Below are 20679 nucleotides of genomic sequence, written 5' to 3' on the forward strand. Positions count from 1 at the left end.
GCTCACGCGTAGAGGTCGGCCTCGGCCGGCCTCGCCGTCGCGGCCGCCGCGGTCCGCACCGGGGCACGCTGCTGCGGCTCGGGACGGGGCTGCTGCGGCTGTCGGCCGGCGGCGCCGCCGCTACCCGCGCCGGTCCCCGCCCCGCCGGCATAGCCGCGATCGGTTAACGAACCCGCCACCATCCCCGATGGCGTCTGCGTCGCGGTCTGGCTCGTGTTGCCGGCGTCGGCGGGCGCGACGTCGAAGCGCGTGTGGCGGATATCGAGCCCGTGCGAGCGCGCCTCGGCGACGAGCTGCGGCTGCGCGTCGGCGATCAGCGCGCGCGCGTCGGCGGTGGCGGCGGTGATCGCGACGTCGGCGGACGCGCCGTCGCGGCTGATCGCGACCGTGACCTGGCCGAGACTCTGAGGCGACACGGTGAAGTGCGCGGTGCCGCTCGTTGCCGAAGCCGACGCGATGTCGCGGGCGATGCCGTCCGCCCAGATCGCGGTCCTGGCGACCTCGATCCGACGATCGGCGCCCGACGCAGCGAGCACGGTGCCGGCCGTCGTCATCGTCGAGGCGGACGCCGCGTCGGGCGCGGACATCGTCGACGCGGGCGACGCGAGGGACGCCGACAGCGTCGGCGCGGCGACGGCCGAGCCCGTGACGTCGGCCGTCACAGGAGAGGGCGCCGCCTCGACCGCGGCCGTGCCACGCTTGCCGCCGCGCCGCTCGGCCCCTGACCCGCCGACGACCGCGGCGGCCACCATCTTCGTCGCTTCCGGCTCCGGCCGGAGCGGGACAGGTGTCGCCGCCGTCACGGCGACACGCGCCGGCGTGGATCGGACGGAGAGCATGTCCACCGTCGTCACCGTCTCGCGCCCGGGCGGAACCTCCCCGACCCGCGCCTCTCCCGCGCGTGCCTCCTGCGCCTTCGCGGCCTGGGCGGACGCGGCCGTGTCCGGTCGGCTCATACCGGCAGCGACGATCGAAGCCTCGCCGCTCGTGTCGGGCGCGACGGCGGTGGCGGCAGCCGTCCTGTCGTCGTCGGCGGCGGCGAGCGCGATGGCGGCCCGCGCCTCGGCCGGCGTGAGCGACAAATCGACCGACTGCTCGAGAGCGGCCGGTCGGCCGGCACCGACGGACAGCGCGAGATCGGCCGGCTGCTCGGAAGCGATCGGCAGGGCGGCGGCGGTAGTGGATGCCGCCACCTTCGGCTTCTCCTGCCTAGCGGCCGACGACGCGGTCTCGGCATCGGCGGGCAGGACGGGAATGAAGGCGAGAGGCGCGAAAGGCGACGCGACATCATCGTCTCCCCGGCGCCGGTGTCGGCCGGTCGAAGGCGTGGACGAGTCGTCTTCGTCCGCCGAGGCGCCCGCCGACGCGACCGCGGGTCCACTTGCCGGGCGCGGGTTCACGTCGTCGGTCGCCATCGTCGGCACGCCGGACGCATCGTCGGCAGGCGCAGGAAGCGAGCACAGCGCCGCCAGCGCGGGAGCGAGTTCGGCGTCGCCAGCTGCGCCCGGTATCGCGGGGTCAAGCGCCGGCAAGGCATTAGCCCCGTCCATGCCGGAGGCGTCGGCGGCCCTGGCCGCGCCCGCCGCGCCGGCCGCAGCCGGCGCCACCACGATCCCGCCAAGCAGGGCGGAGAAATCCGTGCCCGCGTCGCCGCCGGCGTCGTTCGCGGCCGGCGTCGCCGATCCGGCAGACAGCGCGGGCGCGAGCCCCAGTCCCAAAGCGTCCATCATCCCCCCCTCTTGCGTTCGACGCGCGGACTCGCCGACGCGCGGCGTTCCGCGAGCCGGTTGGCGGCGTCGGCGGCGCGCTCCGTCAGCCGATCTGCGCTCTCCTGAAGCCGTCGCGCCTCCATCCGCTCGGCGGCGCGCAGTTCTGCGGTGGCGCGTGCGCCATCGATCGTCGGGATGAGCCCGAAGCGTGCCTCGTCGAGGCGCAGCGCCAGCTCGGCGCGCGATGCCAGCGTCTCGGCGGCGAAGGTGCCCGTCGCCGACGACAGGCTGGCGCGCAGCTCGGTCAGCCGCCCCTCGCTATGTTCAAGCGAACTCAGGTGAAGCTCGGCCGCCGTCGCCATCGCCGCGGCCTGCGCGTGCTGCACCCGGCGCACTCGGGCGATCCGCTCGCGACGCTTGACGACCGCGTTCACGCCGCGAACCGATCGATGAGCTCGATGGAGGCGTGGGCGAGGTCGACCCGATCCTTGGGCCGCTGCTTCAGGAACGCGAGGATCTCCTCGCGGCGCATGACGGCCTCGTCGATCGTGGCGTCCGATCCGGGCTTGTAGGCGCCCATCAGGATGAGATCGCGATTTTCCTCATAGACCGACCACAGCCGGCGCAGCCGCGCGGCGGCGATGCCATGCTCGTCGTCGACGATGTCGGCCATCACGCGGGAGAGCGACTTACCGACGTCGATCGCGGGATACACGCCCTGCTCGGCCAGCGAGCGCGACAGGATGATATGCCCGTCGACTATCGCGCGCGCGGTGTCGACGATCGGATCGTCGGTGTCGTCGCCGTCGGCGAGCACGGTGTAGAGTGCGGTGATCGAGCCGCCACTGTGGGCGTCGGCGCCGGCGCGCTCGATCAGGCGCGGCACCATGGCGAGCGCGGACGGCGGATAGCCCTTCATCGTCGGCGGCTCGCCGAGCGACAGGCCAAGCTCGCGCTGGGCGTGCGCGCAGCGCGTGAGCGAATCGATCAGCAGCAGCACGCGCTTGCCCTTGTCGCGCAAATACTCGGCGATGGCGGTGGCGCGCATCGCGGCGCGCAGGCGCAGCACCGGCGGGTGATCGGCGGGCACCGCCACCACCACCGACTTCTCGCGCACGCCGGGCACCAGCTTGGTCGCCAGGAAGTCCGCCACCTCGCGCGAACGCTCGCCGATCAGCCCGACGACGATCACGTCGGCGTCGGCGCCCTGGATCATCTGGCCCATCAGCACCGATTTGCCGACGCCCGATCCCGCGCAGATCGCGATGCGCTGGCCGACGCCGGCGGTGAGCAGCGCGTTGATCGCGCGCACCCCCATGTCGAAGCATTGCGTCACGCGCGCGCGATCGAGCGGGTTGGCGGGCTTGCCCGCGAGCGGCCACGTCGTCGTCTCGCCGATCGGGCCGAGCCCGTCTAGCGGGCGGCCGGTCGCGTCCACCACCCGGCCGAGCAGCGCCTCTCCGACCTCGGCGACGCCGCCGCGCCCGTCGGGCTCGACGCGACCGCCATTGGCGTGCGGCGCCTCGCCGTCCAGCGCCATCATCAGCGATCGTTCGCCGCGGAAGCCGACCACTTCCGCACGGGTGGCGTGGCCGTCGGCGTCGATCACGCGCACGCCCGATCCGACCGGCAGCGACAGCCCGGTCGCCTCCAGCATCTGCCCGTCGAAGGCGGCAAGCCGCCCGACGCGGCGGGGTGTCACCTCGCCGACGGAGAGGCTCGCCAGCATCGCTTCGGCCCGCGCGACGACGCTCATCGTGCCGCCGTCACGCGGTCGAGCGCCGCGCGTAGCGTCTCCAGCCGCATCGCCGGCGTATCCTCGATCCAGCCCTGCCCGGTCTCGACGCGCACGCCGCCCGGCGGCAGCGTCGGATCGGCATGCGCGGGAAGCGGCAGCGCCGCACCCTCCAGTCGCGCGAGATCGTGGGGATGGAGCTTCAGGCACGCGGGCCGCGTCTCCTCGCCGATCAGCTCGGCGGCGGCGGTGGCGCGCGCCAGTAGCAGATCGCGGTCGATCTCCACCGTTCCCATCAGTTCGGTGAGCAGTCGCTCGACCGTCATCGCGATCATCCCGCCCAACGCACGTGTCGGCTCGGGGCGCAGCGCCCCCAGACCGGCGGCGAGGCGGTGGAGCGCCTCGCGCTCGGCGTCCGCTTCGGCCCGCCCGGCGGCGAGGCCGGCGGCAAAGCCCTCGGCCATGCTCTCCTCGCGCACCGCGTCCGGATCGACGGTCAGTTCTTCGGGGATCGGGAACTCGTCCCGCGGCGGCTCGAACGCCTGGCGGAGCGCCTGCCCCCACGCCACGAACGGCATCGGCCCTTCGGGACGCGGCGGCTTGGTCCAGATCGAGATGCGCTCGGCGGCCGCGAAGCGCTCAGACATAGTCCTCGCCCTTCCCGCCGAGGCTGATCGTGCCGGCCTCGGCGAGCTTGCGGGCAATCGCCAGCACCGCCTTCTGCGCCTCCTGCACCTCGGCGAGGCGCATGGGGCCGCGCTCGTTCATCTCGTCCTGGATCGACTGGGCGGCGCGGCTAGACATGCAGCCGAAGATCTTCGTCCGCAGCTTCTCCTCGCAGCCCTTCAACGCCACGATCAGGATCTCGTTGTCCACGCCGCGCATCAGCGTGCCGAGATCCTTTTCCGAGACCGCCATCAGGTTGTCGAAGACGAACATCTCGTCCTCGATCATCCGCGCGAGATTCTTGTCGAGCCGCGCGAGCTGGCGAATCACGCGCTGCTCGGTGGTGGTGCGCGTCGAGTTGACGATCTTGGCCGCCTCGCTCGCGCCGCCCCGCGCCGGCGCGGAGCCGTTGGACTTCTTGTTGACCTGACGCAGCAGCAGCCGCTCGAGATCGTCGAGCGCCTCGTGGCTCACGGGTCCGAGCGTCGCGACGCGGTAGACGACGTCGGCCTGCACATCCTCCTCAAGGAGCTGGAGCACGTCGGCGGCCACGCCGGGCTCGAGATGCGCGAGGACGAGCGCGGCGATCTGGGGATGCTCGGTCTCCACCAGCGCGGCGATCGTCTTGGCATCCATCCACTTGAGCGAGTCGAGCGCGGACTGGCGCGTCGGCGGCGTGATCCGGGCGAGCATGTTCTCGGCGCGCTCGGCGCCCAGCGCGCGCTCCATCATGGTGCGGATCTGGCCGTCGGCGCCGAAGCCGATCGTGGTGCGCTCGCGCGCGCGGCCGACGAACTGGTCGAGGACGTTGTCGACCTCTTCCTCGGACACATCGGCGACGCCGAACATCGCGGTGCCGAGCTGCTGCACCTCGTCGGGATCGAGGCGGCCGAGCACCTGCGCGGCCTCGTCCTCGGCGAGCAGCATCAGCAGGATGGCGGCGGCGCTGGAGCCGGCGGGCGGCGCCGCGTCGGGCACGGGGGCGGGCAGCGCCTCAGCCATTGGCGGCTTCCTTGGGCATGTCGGCGCGGATCAGGTCGCGGACCACCAGCGCGGCGCGATCGGGATCCTGCCGTACGAAGTTGCGGATGAGCGCGGCGCGCGCCGCGTAGCTCGGCGCCGCCTCGATCATGTCGAGCGTCACCGGCTTCGTGCCGTCGAGCGTCGTCTCGCGATCCGCCTCGGAAATGGCGCCGGCGATCTCGCGGCCGACGGCGGCGCGCTCCTTCGCCCTCTCGGCCGCCTGGGCCTCGGCGGCCTTGGCGCGGCGCTTCAGCATCGGGCGGCCGATGCCGAACACCAGGATCGCGGCGACGATGATGGCGGTGACGTTGCGCGCCACCGGGCCGATCCAGCTCGCCTGATACCAGGCCGGCTTGTCCGCCTCCGGATCCGCCACGAAGTTCTGCTGCGACACCGAGACGAGATCGCCGCGCTGCTGGTCGAAGCCGACCGCGCCCTTCACCAGTGCCTCGATCTGCTGCTGCTGTTGCGGGGTGAGCGGCTTGGCGCCCTTCGCCTGGCGGAGCGCGACCGCGACCGAGAGGCGCCGCACCGTGCCCACCGGGTTGCGCGTCACCGAGACCTCGTGGCCGAGCTGATAGCTACGATCGTAGGTCTCGTTGGACTTGCTGGCGGCGCCGGCCGACGCCTGCCCCGGCGCGGTCCCGGGCGCGGCGGGACCGTTGGCGGGCTGGCCGTTGGCGGTGGCGGACGGCGTGGCGGGCGCCGGCGGCTGGTTGGAGAGCGCGCCGGGGATGCCGCTCGCGGGCTTGTTGCCGCCTTGGCCGTCATTGGCCCAGCTCCCCTGCTCGCGCGCGACCACCGAGCCGTCCTTGGGATAGGTCTCGCGCGTCGAGGCGACTTCGGCGAAGTCGAGATCGGCGTGGACGTTGGCGGTGAAATTGCCCTCTCCCACGATCGGGGTCAGCAGGCTGGAGAGCGCCTGACGATAGCCGTCCTCGATCCGCGTCTGGAGCGCCACCTGGCGGTCCTGCGCGTCGTCGTCGGCGGTGCCGCCGCCCTTGGACAGCAGCCGGCCGGACTGGTCGACCACCGAGACGTCCTCGGGCGCCAGGCCCGATACCGAGGCGGCGACGAGGTGGACGATCGCCTGCACCTGTCCGTCGCCCAGCGTGCGGCCGGCGCGCAGGCGGAGCATGACGGACGCCTGCGGCTTGGTGGCGTCGCGCAGGAACACGCTCGGCGCCTCGACCGCCAGGTGGACCTTGGCGGTCTCCACCGCGTCGATCGCCTCGATGGTGCGCGCGAGATCCATCTCGCGCGCCTCGCGCAGCCGCTCGCCCTCGACGGCGCGGCTCGCGCCCATCGGCAGCGAGGAGATCATCGAATCGCCGTCGGGCGCTGCCTTGGGCAGGCCCTGCTGCGCGAGCAGCATCTTGGCGCGATAGTAGCTGTCCTCCGGCACCGTCAGCGATCCGGTGTCGCGATCGAGCGTGTACTTGATTCCGGCCGTATCGAGCGCCTGCGCCACCGCCGCCTTGTCGGCATCGCCCAACCCCGAGAACAGGTCGCGCTGCGCCGGCTGGTGGAGCACCGCCCAGATCAGCGCGGCGGCGCCCAAGAGGCCGAGCAGCCCCATCATCGGCAAGCTCTTGGCCACCGCCGGCTGCGCCGCGATCGTGCGGATGCGCGTCAGGATGCCGCCCACGCCGCCCGCGCCCAATGCGGGAAGCCCGCCGGACGCGGCGGGGACGAGGGCCGTCGAAGGTGCGCTCGCGTCAGCCATGTCAGACCGGCATGCTCATGATATCCTTGTACGCGGACAGGAGTTTGTTGCGGACCTGCAGCGTCGCCTGGAAGCCGACCGAGGCCTGCTCGCGCGCCAGCATGACGGCGGCGATGTCGGTGCTGTCGCCGCGCTCGTAGCTAGCCGACACATCCTCCGACTTCGCCTGGAGCGAGTTGACCTGGCCCAGCGCGGACTTCAGCGCGTCGCCGAAATCGGCCTTGGGCGCGGCGGTGGCGTCGGCGATGCCCGGCGCGGCGGCGGGCGCCGTCGTCGCGGGTACTTGCGCCTTCTGGAGCGCGGCGTTCTGCTGCAGGATCTGCGCCCGCATCTGGAGCAGGCTGGAAGCGGTGATCGTCGTCATGGCTTGAGGCCTCAGGCGGCGAGCGCGCGCATCTCGGCGAGCCGATAGCGCAGCGTACGTTCGGAGATGCCGAGCCGCGCGGCGGCGGCGATCTTGCGGCCGCCGGTCGCGGCGAGCGCCGCGCGGATCGCGTCATGCTCGGAGGCGCGCGACGCGTCGGCCAGCGTGCCGTCATTGGCAGCCACGGGCGCGAGCGTCGGCGCGGCGGTCGCGCGCGTCACCTCGATCGCGAGATCGTCGGCCTCGATGCGGTCGCCGGCGCGCAGCAGCAGCGCACGCTGGATCACGTTGTCGAGTTCGCGGACGTTGCCCGGCCAATCGTGCGCCATCAGTCGGTCGAGCGCATTCGCCGTCGGCCACGTCACGGCGGTGCCGAGCGGCGTATGGCGGAGGATGAGATGAGCCGCGATCGCGCGGATGTCGAGCCGGCGCGCGCGCAGCGGCTTCAGCGCCAGCGGCATGACGTTGAGCCGCCAGTAGAGATCGGCGCGGAAGCGGCTCTGGGACACCTCGATCGCCAGCTCGCGGTTGGCGGCGGCGACGATGCGGACGTCGACCTTCACGGGCACGGTGGCGCCGACGGGCAGCACCTCGCGCTCCTGGATGGCGCGCAGCAGCTTGGCCTGGAGCGCGAGCGGCATCTCGGCGACCTCGTCGAGCAGCAGCGTGCCGCCGTCCGCCGCACGGAACAGGCCGTCCGACGCGGCGCCCGCGCCGGTGAACGCGCCTTTCACGTGGCCGAACAGCATCGCCTCCAGCATCGTCTCGGGCAGCGCGGCGCAGTTCACCGCGACGAACGGGCCGCGAGCGCGCGGCGAGAGATCGTGGATCAGGCGGGCGATGCCCTCCTTGCCCGTACCGGTTTCGCCGAGCACGAGCACGGTCGCGTCCGATCCCGCGACCCGCTCGGCGAGCTTCAGGTACATCGCGCTGTCGGGCTCGCCCACGGCGGGGCGCCCGGCGGGGCGGACAAGCTCGGCGATCATCGCCAGCCCGAACGCCATGTCGGCGAAGCCGAAGCGCACGCGCGCCGCCGACCCCGCTTCACGCACCAGCAGGGGCGCACCCTCCGCCACCTCCACCACGACGTCGCCCGGCCCAGAGAGCGACTGTTCGGTGGCGGCGAAGATGCGGACGCCACCCTGCGACGTGCCGGCACGAGCAGGCGCGACCGTGATGCCGACACCGGCCAGCCAGGCTCCCAGCGCCGGACACTCCGCCTGCGCTGCCTCGCTGATCCCGATCGAAACCATGCCCGCGCTCCTCGGACGACCTGACCATCGTCCAGCCCGGAATCTCGCCGATCGGCCCTAACAAACAGATAACGCGCGCACCCGGATTCGGTCTTTCTCGCGCGCGCGAGGCGATTTCATGGTTAACATCGCGTTAGCGACAGAAAAGGCGATCTTCCGCCTAAAGCCCATCGCCGATCCACCGTTACCTGCATCGTGGCCGGCAAGGGATTGTCGCTCCGGCCGGCAATCGAGCGGGAAAGGTAATCCTCATGACCGTCATCAATTCCAACTCGTCGGCCCTGCGCGCGCAGAACGGCAGCCGCATGGCCGACATGCAGCTTCAGACCGCGATGGCCCGCCTGTCCTCGGGCAAGCGCATCAACTCGGCGTCCGACGACGCCGCCGGCCTCGCCATCTCCAACTCGATGACCTCGCAGATCTCGGGCATGAACCAGGCGATCCGCAACGCCAACGACGGGGTCTCGCTGGTCCAGACCGCCGACGGCGCGCTGGGCGAGGTCACCAACATGCTCCAGCGGGTCCGCGAGCTCGCGGTGCAGTCCGCCTCGGGCACCTACTCCGACGACGACCGCACCAACATGCAGACCGAGGTCAGCCAGCTGACGTCGCAGATCGGCAGCGTGCTGAAGAACACCCAGTTCAACGGCGTCTCGCTGTTCTCCGTCGGCACGCTGCCCGCGGGCACCGCCGACGGCACGGCACCGGCGGCCGGCGTCTCCGTCACGATCCAGGCCGGCGCGGGCTCGACCTCGTCCGACCAGATCGCGGTGTCGATCGGCAAGCTCGACCTCAGCAAGATGCACGCCGCCGCGATCTCGAGCGGTGGCGCGGCGGCCGCGGCGGGCAACCTGATGGTGTCGTCGAGCGACTCGGCGGCCAGCAACGGCGTCGCCAACGCGCAGACGACAATCACCAGCGTCGACAGCCTGCTGAAGTCGGTGAACTCGGTGCGGGCCGGCCTGGGCGCGGCGCAGAGCCAGCTCAACTCGGCGGTGAACAACCTCACCAACAACGTCACCAACCTGACGGACGCCCGCAGCCGCATCTCGGACGCGGACTTCTCGGCCGAGACGACCAACCTCGCCAAGGCCCAGATCCTGAGCCAGGCCTCCACCGCCATGCTCGCCCAGGCCAACCAGTCGCAGCAGGGCGTGCTCAAGCTCCTCCAGTAATATCCCGGTGAACCGGAAAGGGTTCTGACATGACCGTCATCAATTCCAACTCGTCGGCCCTGCGCGCCCAGAACGGCAGCCGCATGGCCGACATGCAGCTCCAGACCGCGATGGCCCGCCTGTCCTCGGGCAAGCGCATCAACTCGGCGTCCGACGACGCCGCCGGCCTCGCCATCTCCAACTCGATGACTTCGCAGATCAGGGGCATGAGCCAGGCGATCCGCAACGCCAACGACGGCGTCTCGCTGGTCCAGACCGCCGACGGCGCGCTGGGCGAGGTCACCAACATGCTCCAGCGCGTCCGCGAGCTGAGCGTGCAGGCCGCCTCGGGCACCTACTCCGACGACGACCGCGCCAACATGCAGACCGAGGTGAGCTCGCTCACCTCGCAGATCAAGACGACGCTGACGGGCACCAAGTTCAACGGCGTCGCCCTGTTCGATACGGCGAAGTACAACTCCGCCGCCACGGCCGGTACGGCGGGCAACGGCACCAAGACGGTGATCCAGTCGGGCGCGGGCGCCAGCGACTCCACGGCCATCAACGTGTCCAATCTCGCGACGACCTTCTCCTACACGGCGCCGAAGGGTGACCTCACCGCCGGCGCGAGCGGTGCCGCGATCGGCACGACGCGGGTGGTGACGATCGACGACTATGCCGCCGGCGCGACGTTCGGCAGCGTCGTCACCGAGGCCGACATCGGCAAGACGAAGACGGTCGTGGCCGGCGACAAGTGGTTCGTCGCGAACACCGGCGGCTCGGCCGGCGTCGCCAAGGACGTCACCGTCGACAGCGAGTTCCAGGTCGGCACCGCGACCAGTTCCCAGCAGACGATCGGCTTCGTCGACACGATGCTGAAGAACGTGAACTCGGTGCGGGCCGGCCTGGGCGCCGCCCAGAGCCAGCTCAACTCGGCGGTGAACAACCTCACCAACAACGTCACCAACCTGACGGACGCCCGCAGCCGCATCTCGGACGCGGACTTCTCGGCCGAGACCACCAACCTCGCCAAGGCCCAGATCCTAAGCCAGGCCTCCACCGCCATGCTCGCCCAGGCCAACCAGTCGCAGCAGGGCGTGCTCAAGCTCCTCCAGTAAGGGTCTGATCACCCTCCACTGAAGGCCCAGGGATGGCCCCCGGCGCAACCGCTCCCCCGCGCCGGGGGCCATTCGTGTCAAACCGCCCCGGCCCATGCCGGCGGCGGTTTTGTCGCGTCCGGATCAGCCCGTTAGCGCGAGAAAAAAGCGCCTCCCGAGCCTAAAGTCGCCGTCCGAACGGTCGTTACCTGGAATGTAGCCGACGAGGATCTTCGATCCGGCCGGCCCCAGGGAAAGGTTCTCGTCATGACCGTCATCAACTCCAACTCCTCCGCCCTGCGCGCGCAGAACGGCAGCCGCATGGCCGACATGCAGCTCCAGACCGCGATGGCCCGCCTGTCCTCGGGCAAGCGCATCAACTCGGCGTCCGACGACGCCGCCGGCCTCGCCATCTCCAACTCGATGACCTCGCAGATCTCGGGCATGAACCAGGCGATCCGCAACGCCAACGACGGCGTCTCGCTGGTCCAGACCGCCGACGGCGCGCTGGGCGAGGTCACCAACATGCTCCAGCGGGTCCGCGAGCTGGCCGTGCAGGCGGCTTCGGGCACCTACTCCGACGACGACCGCGCCAACATGCAGACGGAAGTCGGCCAGCTCACCTCGCAGATCTCGAGCGTGCTGCAGAACACGAGCTTCAACGGCGTGTCGCTCTTCTCGGTCGGCACCAACGCCGGCTCGACGACGGCCACCACCGGCGCGATCGCGGACGGCACGGCGCCGACCGCCGACGTCTCGGTCAAGATCCAGGCCGGTGCGGGCTCGACCTCGTCCGACCAGATCACCGTGACGGTCGGCAAGATCGACATCAGCAAGATGCACGCCCAGTCGGACGGCACCACCAGCGGCACCGCCGCGGTCGCCGGCAACCTCGTCGTCTCCAACACCGCGCACACCGGTGCGACCAGCAACGGCGTCGCCAACGCGCAGGTGACGATCGCCAGCGTCGACAGCCTGCTGAAGTCGGTGAACTCGGTGCGGGCCGGGCTGGGCGCGGCGCAGAGCCAGCTCAACTCGGCGGTGAACAACCTCACCAACAACGTCACCAACCTCACCGACGCCCGCAGCCGCATCTCGGACGCGGACTTCTCGGCCGAGACCACCAACCTCGCCAAGGCCCAGATCCTCTCGCAGGCCTCCACCGCCATGCTCGCCCAGGCCAACCAGTCGCAGCAGGGCGTGCTCAAGCTCCTCCAGTAAGGGTCTGATCACCCTCCACTGAAGGCCCAGGGATGGCCCCCGGCGCAACCGCTCCCCCGCGCCGGGGGCCATTCGTGTCTCAAGCCCCGCGGGACCGCAGCCATGACCGACGCGCCCTTCGATGCCTCCGCCTTCGTCGGCGACGACGACGAGCTGACCTTCGAGGATGCCGCGCCACCGCCGCCGCCACCACCTGCGAAGCCCCGCGCGGCCAGGAAGGGCCGCGCCAAGGCCGCCGAGGCGGAGCCCGCCGCCCGCGCTGCCGATCCCCTCGATCCGGACATGCTCGGCGCGGCACCCGCCGCGACCGTTGTTATCGCCGAGATCGCCCCCGCATCCGCCGCGCGCGACGACGAGGCGCTCGACGCGCTGTTCGGCGATGTGCCGGCAACCGGGTCGACGCCGGCCGCGCTCCCGGACGCGATGGCCGCCGAGCCGTCGGACGTCCCGCTCTTCGACGCTGCGTCCGTCGAGCCCGGCGTCGACGCGCTCTCCGCCCCCGAGACGCCGCCGGCCGGCCGCGCCAAGGGCTTGCTGTCGGGCGGCATCGGCCGCCATCTCGTCGCCGGCGCGGCGACGCTGAGCTGCGTGGCGAGCCTCGCCTCGCTGGGCGCGGTCGTCACCGTCGGCCGCACGCTGGCGGCGGTGCAGGCGGAGCGCGCCGAGGCGCGCGCGGAGCACGAGGCGTTGGCGAAGCTGCCCGCCACGATCGCCGCGCTCGACGCCGCGTCCCGTCGGCTGGCGGTGGCGAGCGCGCACGCCGCGCCTGGCGACGGCCTGTCGGCGGACGAGTTCAGGCGTGGGCTCGACGGCTTCCGGGCGTCGCTCGCCGGGCATCAGCCGGACGGGATGGGCGCGCTGACCGGCATGACGCGGGAGGGATTGTCCGAACTGGCGACCCGGCTCGACCGGATCGAGGATCGGCTGGACGGCGCTACGCCAGGTCGGCGAGCGTCACGCGCACCTTATCCAGCGCGGCCTTCTTGATCTGGCAGACGCGCGCCGCGCCGATATCGAGCACGCGGCCGATCTCCTCCAGGTTCAGCTCTTCCACGAAGTAAAGCTGGAGGACCATCGCCTCGCGCTGCGGTAGCTGCTTGATCGCGGCGGCCAGGGCGAGCTTGAGATTGTCGTGGTCGAGCGCCTCGTCGGCCCCCTCCGCCAGGTCGGCGAACCACATCGACTGATCGGAATAGACCTCGTCGATGCTCTCGTGGCGCACCGCCTCGGCGGCGTCGGCGAGCTCGCGGTAGCCGGCGGCGTCCAGGCCCATGGCCTGCGCCATCTCGGCCTCGCCGGCGGCGCGGCCGAGCTTCGCCTCCAGCTCGGCGCGGGCGCGCGCGATCTCCTTGCGCTTGGCCATGCCGGAGCGACACTGGCTGGCGTGGCGGCGGAGATGGTCGATCATCGCCCCCCTCACCCGCATGCCCGCGTAGGTGGCGAAGGCGTGGCCGCGATCCTCGTAGCCGCCCGCCGCCTCGACGAGCGCGACCATGCCGATCTGGACGAGATCCTCGATGTCGATGGCGTTCGAGACGCGGCCGTGGACGTGCCAGGCGATTTTGCGCACCAGCGGCATGTGCGCCTGGACGAGATCGGCCGGACGCTCGCGCGCGGGCTTGCGGCCGTAGGTCATGGGAGAATGCGCGTTCACGCGGCGAGCTCCGGATTGCGGTGGCCGACCTGGGGCTGGGCGCCGCCGACCACGGCGACGACCTCGACCGCCTTGCCGTCGGGGATTTCAAGGAAGGAGAGCACCGGCGCGTCGGCCAGATGCGGGCGGAGCAGGCGGGCGAGCGCGCGGCGGGCGATCGGAGAGGTGACGACGGCGAAGCGGCGCCCCTCCCCGATCAGCGGGTGCGCCGCCTCGCCCACCGCCTGGACGATGCGCTGCGCGAGCGCGGGCTCGATCGGGTGGCTGGCGTTGGGGCCGGTGCGCACGGCCTGCGTCAGCAGGCTCTCCAGGCTCGCGTCGAGCGTCACGACCGCGAGCGGCGCGCGTACCGGCACCAGCGTCTGGACGATCAGCGCGCCGATGCGGCGGCGGACATTCTCGACGAACTGGTTGGCGTCGCCCTCCTCGCGCGCGGCGTCCGCCATGGCCTCGGCGATGCGGCGGAAATCCTTGAGCGGCACGCCTTCGGTCAAGAGCGTGCGGCACGCGGCGGCGATCTGCGCGAGGCTGAGCGGCTGCGGCGTGAGCGCGCCGGCGAGCTGCGGCGCGGCTTCCTTCAGCGCGTCGAGCAGCTTCTGCGCCTCGTCCATGCCGAACAGGTCCGCGGCCGACATCGCGACGAGCTGGTTCAGGTGCGTGGCGATGACGGTGGAGGGATCGACGACGGTATAGCCCAGCACCACCGCGCGCGCGCGCTCCTCCGCCGGGATCCACACCGCGTCGAGCCCGAAGGTCGGGTCCTTGACGGCGCGGCCTTCGATGGTGCCGGCGAGATCGCCGCTGTCGAGCGCGAGCAGGTCGTTCGGCATGCACTCGTCCTCGCCCACGCACACGCCCGCTACGGTGATGCGGTAGGCGTTGGGCGACAGGTTCATGTTGTCGCGCACGCGCACCATCGGCAGCACGAAGCCGAGTTCCTTGGAGAGCTGGCGGCGGATGCCGGTAATGCGGCCCATCAACGGCGCGCCTTTGCGCTCGTCGACGAGGCCGACGAGGCCGTAGCCGATCTCGAGGCCCAGCGGCGCGCCGTCGGAGACCTCCTCCCAGCCGATCTGGCTTGGATTGGCAGGTTCGGCCTTGGCGGGCTGCGCGGCGAGCGCGGCCTCGGCCTTCTTGAGCGCGTCCGCCCCGCGCAGCCGCCACGCGACGAAGCCGGACAGGCCAGCGGCGGGCAGGATGATGAGGTGCGGCATCCCCGGCATGAGGCCGAGCACGATCAGGATGCCCGACACCGGTGTCCAAGCCTTGGCCGATCCGAACTGGCTGCCGATCTGGCCGGCGAGATCCAGCGGCGAGTTGACGCGCGTGACGATCGACGCCGCCGCGATCGACAGCAGCAGCGCGGGGATCTGCGCCACCAGCGCGTCGCCGATCGCGAGCTGGACGTAATTGCGCGCGGCGTCGCCGATCGCCATCTGGTGGCTGACGACGCCGAGCACGAGCCCGCCGAGCACGTTCACCGCCAGCACCAGCACGCCGGCGATCGCGTCGCCCTTCACGAACTTGGACGCACCGTCCATCGAGCCGTAGAAGTCCGCCTCGGTGGCGACCTCCTGGCGGCGGACCTTGGCCTCGTCGGGCGTGAGCAGCCCGGCGTTCAGGTCCGCGTCGATCGCCATCTGCTTGCCGGGCATGGCATCGAGGGTGAAGCGCGCCGACACTTCGGACACGCGGCCCGCGCCCTTGGTGATGACCACCAGGTTGATGATCATCACGATAGCGAACACGAATATGCCGACCGCGTAATTGCCGCCGATCAGGAAGCTGCCGAACGCCTCGATGACGTGGCCGGCGGCCGCCTCGCCCTCGTGGCCATGCACCAGAACGACGCGGGTGGAGGCGACGTTCAACGCGAGGCGCAGCAGCGTCGCGAACAGCAGCACGGTCGGAAAGGCGGAGAAATCGAGCGGGCGCGCAGCGTTCAACGCCACCATCAGCACCGCGAGGCTGATCACGATGTTGGTGATGAAGCCGAGATCGAGCATGATCGCCGGCATCGGCACGACCATCAGCGCGATCAGCATCAGCGACGCCATCGGCAGGATGCCGCCGCGCACCGCGTCCAGCCAGACGCGCTTGTTGATCGCCGTCGTGGCCATCAGCTCAGGCCCATGCCCGCGAGCATGAGGTAGGCGAGCTTGGCCGTCTTCGGGCTCGGGCTCATCAGCGCGGCGTTGGCGAGCGTCCGGCTCTGCTGGGTTGCGCCGCCGGTGCCGAACGCGGCGACGCTGGTCATGCCGTCATCGGTGGTGCCGTTCATCGCGGCGAGCTGCATCCGCGCGATCTCGGCGGCGGTGTCGGCCGGGCGCGAGGCGGAAGCGAGCATGGTCGCGCCGCTCACCGCCGGAGTGGTGGTGCCGGTGCTGCCGGAGGCGGGCGAACCGCCCTTCTCGAAACGCTGGGCGAAGCGTTCATAGACCTGGGCGACGCTGCGCGGGTTGCCGGCCTTGTCGTAGAACACCCAGCGATTGGCGCGCGCGGCCGCGGGCATCACGCTGGCGGCCGACTGGCTGGGATCGCCGTCCTTGGCCTTCAGGAAGCGCGTCGCGCCCGCCGGCCCCAGGAAATGCGCGAGGTAGAGATCGACCGAGCCCACTTCGCGGCCGAGCTTCGCCTGCAGGATGTCCTTGTTGTCCGACGCATATTCGCCCGCCATCACGGCGGAGGTCGACGGGTCCTGTCGCAATGCCAGGATCTGCTGCTTGGTGGTTTCGTCCGAAACATAGAAGCGGCCGTCCGAGCCGCGCGTGATGGCGTTCGCTGCCCATTCGAGCCCGTGCTCGGCGCCATGCTTCTTCACGACGCCCAGCCAGCTCTGCGAGATGAACTGGTAGAGGCCCGACGCGCTGGACGTCTTGGCCTGCGCGTTCGGGTTGAGCCCGCTCTCGATCGAGGCCTGGCGGTAGAGATAATGGAAGTCGACGCCCGTCGAGGACGCGGCGGACGCGATCGCATTCTGCACGCGGCCGCCGACGGAGTTCGCGGGAGCGGCGGCGAGATCGGCCGCGCTCGCGCCCCGCTCGCGGGGGCCGGGGATGATGGTGAGCGCCATCAGCGCCGCAGCCTGGCGTTGCGGCCATAGGTTGCGGGGCCGGCGATGCCCGTCTCCGCGGTCAGCCGGCCCAAGCGGCGCTCGGTGCGATCGGAGAGCAGATTGAGCATCGCGCGTGCGGTGTGCGCGAGGCGCATCGCCTCCTCCGCCTGATCGCGCGAGGCATCGTCCTCGCCGAGGCGCGGCAGCGCGGCGGCGACCTCGGCGCTGGCGCGCTCGATGGCGTTCGCATCGTCGGCATCGAGCGCCGCGATCAGCGCGCGCTCGCCCGCCATCAACTCGTCCAGCGCGCTCATAACAGGTCGCCCGCGATCATCTTGGTGGCGATCGCATCGGGATCGGCCATGTAGGTGCCGCCGCGGATCGCGGCGCGGAGCGCGGCGACGCGGTCGGTCTCGATGGGCGGCCCTTCGGCGGCGATGCGGCCGACCGTGGTGGCGATGCCGCCCTCGCCCGACGAGGTGGTCCGCGTGCCCGCGACGTCGACGCGCTTGGCGTCGCCGCCGCGCTGCGTGCCGATCGGCGAAGAGGTGGAGGAGCCGATGCCGTTCAGCATCAGTAGGTACCCACGCGCACGATGCCGGCATCGACCACCTGGCCGATCACCACCGGACCCGAGACCTCCGTCTTGACGCGGAGTCGCCCGCCGGCGCGGCCGTCCTCCTGCGCGGTGCCCGCCATCGAGACGCTGAAGCCGTCCGCGCCCGACACGAGTTGCACGGGATCGCCGCGCTTGATGATCGGCGGCGCCTGCGCGGCGGCCGGCGCGAAGCCGGGAGTGGACTGCGCGGCTGCCACGCGGACCAGCGGCACGCGCAGCCGCCAGCCGAGCGGCTCGCAACGCAGCGGCAGCGCGCCCAGCGCAGGCGGATCGATCGTGACGGGTGCGGGGCAGGCGGCGAGCTTCAGCCGCTTGTCGATGTGCGCGACGGGGCCGCCGGGCTGGCCGACATCGACGTCGAGCGCCGCCACGACTCGTGATTCGAGTTTCGCCATGTCTTCGAACCCGTCCGCGCCGGCGGCGGCGGAGGCCGCACCGGAGCAGGCGATACACAGGAAAAAGGCCAGCGAACGGCACGCCATGACGGTCGATCCCCGAGGTTTCGGGGGCCGTTAAGCGGCATGTCCTCCCAAAAATCCGTTAACGCGCTTAAGCGGCGCGCGGCACGGTCGTTATCCTCAGCCGCTGCCCCCGCAGCCGCGTGGCGTCGCGCATCCCCGCCACCGAGACGTCGATCCGCACAGGGTCGAGGCCGCCTTCCGCGATCGCGCGCGCGACGGCGGCGGCGCGCGCGGCGGCGAGCTCCCACCCGTCGAAGCGACGCGAGGCGCCGTCGCTGCCCCGGCTCTCCACCGTCACGACGGCGTGCGCCGCCGCCGCGCCGCGCCCGATCGCGACGAGATCGGCACGCGCATCGCCGCGCAGGATCGCCTCGCCCGGCTCGAACAGGCTTGCGGCGACGCGATCGCTGACGAGCGGCGGCGACGCGCCGAAGGCGGTGCGGATGCCCGCGCCCAGCGCCTGCGGGCTGGCGCGGTTGGCCTGGAGCATCAGCAGGAAGGCGAGCAGCACCAGGCAGAGATCGGCGAAGCTCAGCGTCCAGCGCGCACGGGCGGCGGGAGCATTCATGCCGCGCGGCGCCGTACGTCGAGCGAAGTGACGCGCGCCTCCACGGGCGCCGGGCCGACGCGAAGCTGCTCGCGCGCCAGCGTCTCCAGCCGGCCGAGCGCCTTCTCCTGCCACGCGATCTCGCACGCCGACAGCCGCTGGAGTCGGGCGGCGATCGGCCCCGCGACGAGGTTGGCGATCACGATGCCCCACAGCGTGGTGGTCAGCGCCAGCGCCATGCCCGGGCCGATCCGGGCCGGATCGTCCATCGCGCCGAACATCCCGATCAGCCCGACGACGGTGCCGATCATGCCGAGCGCGGGCGCGGCATCGGCGGCCGCGTTCCAGAAGGCGTGGGCGGCGGCGTGGCGCGACGCCCGCGACGCGACCTCCTCCTCGCCCCAGCGGCGGAACGCGTCGGCATCTACGCTGTCGGCGAGCACGCGCGAGGCGCGCGCGAGGAAGCGCTCGACCAGCGGCGCGCGATCGACGCTAGCGATCGAAGCGGCGTGCGCCTGCTCGACGATGCGGTTGACGGCGACGCGCGCGGCCTGAGCATCCCGCTCGGGGGATGCGCGCAGCAGTGGGCCAAGCGCCGCGAACGCCCGCGCGCAGTCGCCCGCGGTCGATCGCATCGCCGCGATAGCGCCCGCGCCGCCGATCACGAGCAGCGGCGCCACCGGATCCAGGAAGATGCCACCGAGCCCCACGCATACACCCCGCTGCACCGGCGGCGGCAAGCCGACCGGCAAGAAATTGCCGCCCGCCGGCAGTCGCCTGCCGCCGGAGCCCGTCTCACGTCCCCGCCGCCCTCGTGCCACGCAGTTGGCACGCGGGTTGCACATGTCTGGCCGACGCGATCGCATCACCGCGACGCGCCGACCATCCCGAAGCCGGTAACGGCGACGCGACGCGAAACTTTAGAGGCCCGGACAGGAAAATGGCGGACGACGCGCTCTTCGGCATCCACGGCAAGGCGCTGGCGCTGCGCTCGCAGCGGATGGCGATGCTCGCCTCCAACATCGCCAACGCCGCGACGCCGGGCTTCAAGGCGCGCGACATCGATTTCGCCAAGGCGCTGGACGCCGCCACCGCCTCCACCGGCGCCAGCGTCGATCAGGCGGCCGACGAGAATGTCGAGTATCGCGTGCCGATCCAGGCCTCGCCCGACGGCAACACCGTCGAGCTTTCCACCGAGCAGACCCAGTTCGCCGAGAACGCGGTCGCCTACCGCGCCACCCTCTCCTTCCTCCAAGGCCGCATCGGCACGGTCATGCAGGCGCTGAAGGGCGAATAAGAACCATGTCCGATCATATGAACCTCTTCTCCATATCGGGCCGCGCCATGTCGGCGCAGCTCGTGCGGCTGAACACGATCGCGTCGAACCTCGCCAACGCGGGCACCGTCGCCACCACCAAGGAAGGCGCCTATCGCGCGCTGAAGCCCGTCTTCACCCAGGTGTCGGACGCGCCGGGCGTGTCCACCGTCAAGGTCGATCAGGTCGTCCAGTCCGCCACCGAGCCGACCAAGCGCTTCGATCCGACCAATCCGCTGGCGGACAAGGACGGCAACGTCTGGGACGCGGGCGTGGATGGCGCCGCCGAGCTCGTCGAGATGATCGAGACGCAGCGCCAATACCAGAACAACGTCCAGGTGCTCCAGACCGCCAAGACGCTGACCCTCGATACCCTCAAGCTCGGGCAGTAATCATGACGACCACCACCGCCACATCCACCAACAGCTACCTCGACAGCCTGAAGACGTCGTCGACCGCGACGAAGAAGACGACGGGTTCGCAATCGATCGACCAGGCCGGTTTCCTGAAGCTGCTCACCACGCAGATGACCAGCCAGGATCCGACGTCGCCGATGGATTCGAACACCATGACGCAGCAGCTCAGCCAGATGACGCAGACCTCGGGCATCACCGAGATGAACTCGTCGCTGAAGTCGCTGCTGTCGGAGATCACCGGCAACCGCGTCGGCGACGCGGCGAGCTGGATCGGCAAGGCGGCGCTCACCACCTCGTCCAGCGCGCAACCGCTCGCAGACGGCAGCTACCAGGGCGAGGTGACGCTGCCGTCCGACGCCTCGGCGGTCAGCGTCGAGCTTCAGGACGCGACGGGCGCCTCCGTCTACTCGCAGTCGCTCACAGCGCAGAAGGCGGGCACGCTCGACTTCTCGTTCGACGGCAAGAAGCCGGACGGCACCAGCGTCACCGGCCCGCTCAAGGTCGTCGTCTCCGCCTCGGGCGCGGCCGGCGCGATCACACCCAGCGTCGCCACCTGGGCGACCGTCACCGGCGTGCAGTCGCCGGCCGGCGGCGCCTCCGCGCAGATCACCACCGCCAACGGCACCGTCGCGCCTGCCGACGTGCTCAGCCTTTCGTAAGAGGA

At 71.4% G+C, this 20679-nt stretch carries 23 protein-coding genes; 7 read left to right on the forward strand and 16 right to left on the reverse strand.

Going from position 1 to position 20679, the window contains the following annotated elements; all coding sequences use genetic code 11:
* Window positions 1-2: 2 nt before the first annotated feature.
* Genes ACOFKX_RS15445 through ACOFKX_RS15480 form a run of 8 tightly spaced genes read right to left on the reverse strand, consistent with a single transcriptional unit; the run spans window position 3 to window position 8476 of the window.
* Window positions 3-1730, reverse strand: coding sequence for a flagellar hook-length control protein FliK (locus tag ACOFKX_RS15445; RefSeq protein WP_419827957.1), 1728 nt, complete (start codon window positions 1728-1730; stop codon window positions 3-5).
* The gene (locus ACOFKX_RS15450) at window positions 1727-2143 is read right to left on the reverse strand and encodes a hypothetical protein (RefSeq protein WP_419827958.1); all 417 of its coding nucleotides are present in this window, start codon (window positions 2141-2143) and stop codon (window positions 1727-1729) included. Before ACOFKX_RS15450 ends, ACOFKX_RS15445 begins: the two co-directional genes overlap by 4 nt.
* On the reverse strand, window positions 2140-3465 hold the full coding sequence (locus ACOFKX_RS15455; protein ID WP_419827959.1) for a FliI/YscN family ATPase: 1326 nt from the start codon (window positions 3463-3465) through the stop codon (window positions 2140-2142). Before ACOFKX_RS15455 ends, ACOFKX_RS15450 begins: the two co-directional genes overlap by 4 nt.
* The gene (locus ACOFKX_RS15460) at window positions 3462-4091 is read right to left on the reverse strand and encodes a FliH/SctL family protein (RefSeq protein ID WP_419827960.1); all 630 of its coding nucleotides are present in this window, start codon (window positions 4089-4091) and stop codon (window positions 3462-3464) included. The genes ACOFKX_RS15455 and ACOFKX_RS15460 overlap by 4 nt, the downstream gene beginning before the upstream one ends.
* Window positions 4084-5112: a flagellar motor switch protein FliG gene (fliG, locus tag ACOFKX_RS15465; RefSeq protein WP_419827961.1), complete on the reverse strand. Its 1029-nt coding sequence runs from the start codon at window positions 5110-5112 to the stop codon at window positions 4084-4086. Before fliG ends, ACOFKX_RS15460 begins: the two co-directional genes overlap by 8 nt.
* Entirely contained in the window at window positions 5105-6859 is a 1755-nt protein-coding gene (fliF, locus tag ACOFKX_RS15470; RefSeq protein ID WP_419827962.1) for a flagellar basal-body MS-ring/collar protein FliF, read from the reverse strand. Before fliF ends, fliG begins: the two co-directional genes overlap by 8 nt.
* 1 nt (window position 6860) lies before the next feature.
* Window positions 6861-7223, reverse strand: coding sequence for a flagellar hook-basal body complex protein FliE (gene fliE, locus ACOFKX_RS15475; RefSeq protein WP_419827963.1), 363 nt, complete (start codon window positions 7221-7223; stop codon window positions 6861-6863).
* A gap of 11 nt (window positions 7224-7234) precedes the next feature.
* Entirely contained in the window at window positions 7235-8476 is a 1242-nt protein-coding gene (locus ACOFKX_RS15480; RefSeq protein ID WP_419827964.1) for a sigma-54 interaction domain-containing protein, read from the reverse strand.
* Between the two features lie 251 nt (window positions 8477-8727).
* On the opposite strand from ACOFKX_RS15480, the gene ACOFKX_RS15485 reads away from it, so the two are divergent.
* The 4 genes from ACOFKX_RS15485 (at window position 8728) to ACOFKX_RS15500 (ending at window position 12935) form a co-directional block, all read left to right on the forward strand.
* Window positions 8728-9651: a flagellin gene (locus tag ACOFKX_RS15485; protein WP_419827965.1), complete on the forward strand. Its 924-nt coding sequence runs from the start codon at window positions 8728-8730 to the stop codon at window positions 9649-9651.
* Between the two features lie 29 nt (window positions 9652-9680).
* Window positions 9681-10748 (forward strand): flagellin, encoded by a 1068-nt coding sequence (locus tag ACOFKX_RS15490; protein ID WP_419827966.1) that lies wholly within the window; start codon window positions 9681-9683, stop codon window positions 10746-10748.
* Window positions 10749-10994: 246 nt separating this feature from the next.
* Window positions 10995-11948 carry a flagellin gene (locus ACOFKX_RS15495; RefSeq protein ID WP_419827967.1) on the forward strand — a complete coding sequence of 318 codons (954 nt, stop codon included), beginning with the start codon at window positions 10995-10997 and terminating at the stop codon, window positions 11946-11948.
* A 102-nt stretch (window positions 11949-12050) separates the two neighbouring features.
* Window positions 12051-12935, forward strand: a complete 885-nt coding sequence (locus ACOFKX_RS15500; RefSeq protein WP_419827968.1) for a hypothetical protein — start codon at window positions 12051-12053, stop codon at window positions 12933-12935.
* Here ACOFKX_RS15500 and ACOFKX_RS15505 read toward each other — a convergent pair.
* From ACOFKX_RS15505 to ACOFKX_RS15540, 8 genes are all read right to left on the reverse strand, one after another.
* Window positions 12883-13584: a sigma-70 family RNA polymerase sigma factor gene (locus ACOFKX_RS15505; protein WP_419828284.1), complete on the reverse strand. Its 702-nt coding sequence runs from the start codon at window positions 13582-13584 to the stop codon at window positions 12883-12885. The genes ACOFKX_RS15500 and ACOFKX_RS15505 overlap by 53 nt on opposite strands.
* A gap of 14 nt (window positions 13585-13598) precedes the next feature.
* Window positions 13599-15722, reverse strand: coding sequence for a flagellar biosynthesis protein FlhA (gene flhA, locus ACOFKX_RS15510; RefSeq protein ID WP_419827969.1), 2124 nt, complete (start codon window positions 15720-15722; stop codon window positions 13599-13601).
* Window positions 15722-16675, reverse strand: a complete 954-nt coding sequence (locus ACOFKX_RS15515; RefSeq protein WP_419827970.1) for a lytic transglycosylase domain-containing protein — start codon at window positions 16673-16675, stop codon at window positions 15722-15724. Before ACOFKX_RS15515 ends, flhA begins: the two co-directional genes overlap by 1 nt.
* Window positions 16675-16971: a hypothetical protein gene (locus tag ACOFKX_RS15520; RefSeq protein ID WP_419827971.1), complete on the reverse strand. Its 297-nt coding sequence runs from the start codon at window positions 16969-16971 to the stop codon at window positions 16675-16677. The genes ACOFKX_RS15515 and ACOFKX_RS15520 overlap by 1 nt, the downstream gene beginning before the upstream one ends.
* Window positions 16968-17231: a flagellar biosynthesis anti-sigma factor FlgM gene (gene flgM / locus ACOFKX_RS15525; RefSeq protein WP_419827972.1), complete on the reverse strand. Its 264-nt coding sequence runs from the start codon at window positions 17229-17231 to the stop codon at window positions 16968-16970. Before flgM ends, ACOFKX_RS15520 begins: the two co-directional genes overlap by 4 nt.
* A complete protein-coding gene (locus tag ACOFKX_RS15530) occupies window positions 17231-17758 on the reverse strand; it encodes a flagella basal body P-ring formation protein FlgA (protein ID WP_419827973.1) in 528 nt (175 codons plus the stop codon). Before ACOFKX_RS15530 ends, flgM begins: the two co-directional genes overlap by 1 nt.
* A 67-nt stretch (window positions 17759-17825) precedes the next feature.
* The gene (locus tag ACOFKX_RS15535) at window positions 17826-18305 is read right to left on the reverse strand and encodes an OmpA family protein (protein ID WP_419827974.1); all 480 of its coding nucleotides are present in this window, start codon (window positions 18303-18305) and stop codon (window positions 17826-17828) included.
* A complete protein-coding gene (locus tag ACOFKX_RS15540; protein WP_419827975.1) occupies window positions 18302-18994 on the reverse strand; it encodes a MotA/TolQ/ExbB proton channel family protein in 693 nt (230 codons plus the stop codon). Before ACOFKX_RS15540 ends, ACOFKX_RS15535 begins: the two co-directional genes overlap by 4 nt.
* Before the next feature lie 230 nt (window positions 18995-19224).
* On the opposite strand from ACOFKX_RS15540, the gene flgB reads away from it, so the two are divergent.
* From flgB to ACOFKX_RS15555, 3 genes are read left to right on the forward strand one after another with little or no spacing between them, the layout of a single operon-like run.
* Window positions 19225-19581, forward strand: a complete 357-nt coding sequence (gene flgB, locus ACOFKX_RS15545; protein ID WP_419827976.1) for a flagellar basal body rod protein FlgB — start codon at window positions 19225-19227, stop codon at window positions 19579-19581.
* Window positions 19582-19586: 5 nt separating this feature from the next.
* Complete coding sequence (gene flgC / locus ACOFKX_RS15550; RefSeq protein WP_419827977.1) at window positions 19587-19991, forward strand: flagellar basal body rod protein FlgC; 405 nt, start codon at window positions 19587-19589, stop codon at window positions 19989-19991.
* Between the two features lie 2 nt (window positions 19992-19993).
* The gene (locus ACOFKX_RS15555; protein WP_419827978.1) at window positions 19994-20674 is read left to right on the forward strand and encodes a flagellar hook assembly protein FlgD; all 681 of its coding nucleotides are present in this window, start codon (window positions 19994-19996) and stop codon (window positions 20672-20674) included.
* Window positions 20675-20679: the final 5 nt, after the last annotated feature.

Source organism: Sphingomonas sp. (genome assembly GCF_965200105.1).
Lineage (GTDB): Bacteria > Pseudomonadota > Alphaproteobacteria > Sphingomonadales > Sphingomonadaceae > Solisphingomonas.

Excerpts from the sequence above, each read along its gene's own strand:
- ACOFKX_RS15445 (WP_419827957.1), bottom strand. The coding sequence starts at position 1,730 with ATGATGGACGCTTTGGGACTGGGGCTCGCGCCCGCGCTGTCTGCCGGA.
- ACOFKX_RS15455 (WP_419827959.1), bottom strand. The coding sequence starts at position 3,465 with ATGAGCGTCGTCGCGCGGGCCGAAGCGATGCTGGCGAGCCTCTCCGTC.
- ACOFKX_RS15460 (WP_419827960.1), bottom strand. The coding sequence starts at position 4,091 with ATGTCTGAGCGCTTCGCGGCCGCCGAGCGCATCTCGATCTGGACCAAG.
- fliG (WP_419827961.1), bottom strand. The coding sequence starts at position 5,112 with ATGGCTGAGGCGCTGCCCGCCCCCGTGCCCGACGCGGCGCCGCCCGCC.
- fliF (WP_419827962.1), bottom strand. The coding sequence starts at position 6,859 with ATGGCTGACGCGAGCGCACCTTCGACGGCCCTCGTCCCCGCCGCGTCC.
- fliE (WP_419827963.1), bottom strand. The coding sequence starts at position 7,223 with ATGACGACGATCACCGCTTCCAGCCTGCTCCAGATGCGGGCGCAGATC.
- ACOFKX_RS15480 (WP_419827964.1), bottom strand. The coding sequence starts at position 8,476 with ATGGTTTCGATCGGGATCAGCGAGGCAGCGCAGGCGGAGTGTCCGGCG.
- ACOFKX_RS15485 (WP_419827965.1), top strand. The coding sequence starts at position 8,728 with ATGACCGTCATCAATTCCAACTCGTCGGCCCTGCGCGCGCAGAACGGC.
- ACOFKX_RS15490 (WP_419827966.1), top strand. The coding sequence starts at position 9,681 with ATGACCGTCATCAATTCCAACTCGTCGGCCCTGCGCGCCCAGAACGGC.
- ACOFKX_RS15495 (WP_419827967.1), top strand. The coding sequence starts at position 10,995 with ATGACCGTCATCAACTCCAACTCCTCCGCCCTGCGCGCGCAGAACGGC.
- ACOFKX_RS15500 (WP_419827968.1), top strand. The coding sequence starts at position 12,051 with ATGACCGACGCGCCCTTCGATGCCTCCGCCTTCGTCGGCGACGACGAC.
- ACOFKX_RS15505 (WP_419828284.1), bottom strand. The coding sequence starts at position 13,584 with ATGACCTACGGCCGCAAGCCCGCGCGCGAGCGTCCGGCCGATCTCGTC.
- flhA (WP_419827969.1), bottom strand. The coding sequence starts at position 15,722 with ATGGCCACGACGGCGATCAACAAGCGCGTCTGGCTGGACGCGGTGCGC.
- ACOFKX_RS15515 (WP_419827970.1), bottom strand. The coding sequence starts at position 16,675 with ATGGCGCTCACCATCATCCCCGGCCCCCGCGAGCGGGGCGCGAGCGCG.
- ACOFKX_RS15520 (WP_419827971.1), bottom strand. The coding sequence starts at position 16,971 with ATGAGCGCGCTGGACGAGTTGATGGCGGGCGAGCGCGCGCTGATCGCG.
- flgM (WP_419827972.1), bottom strand. The coding sequence starts at position 17,231 with ATGCTGAACGGCATCGGCTCCTCCACCTCTTCGCCGATCGGCACGCAG.
- ACOFKX_RS15530 (WP_419827973.1), bottom strand. The coding sequence starts at position 17,758 with ATGGCGTGCCGTTCGCTGGCCTTTTTCCTGTGTATCGCCTGCTCCGGT.
- ACOFKX_RS15535 (WP_419827974.1), bottom strand. The coding sequence starts at position 18,305 with ATGAATGCTCCCGCCGCCCGTGCGCGCTGGACGCTGAGCTTCGCCGAT.
- flgB (WP_419827976.1), top strand. The coding sequence starts at position 19,225 with ATGGCGGACGACGCGCTCTTCGGCATCCACGGCAAGGCGCTGGCGCTG.
- flgC (WP_419827977.1), top strand. The coding sequence starts at position 19,587 with ATGTCCGATCATATGAACCTCTTCTCCATATCGGGCCGCGCCATGTCG.
- ACOFKX_RS15555 (WP_419827978.1), top strand. The coding sequence starts at position 19,994 with ATGACGACCACCACCGCCACATCCACCAACAGCTACCTCGACAGCCTG.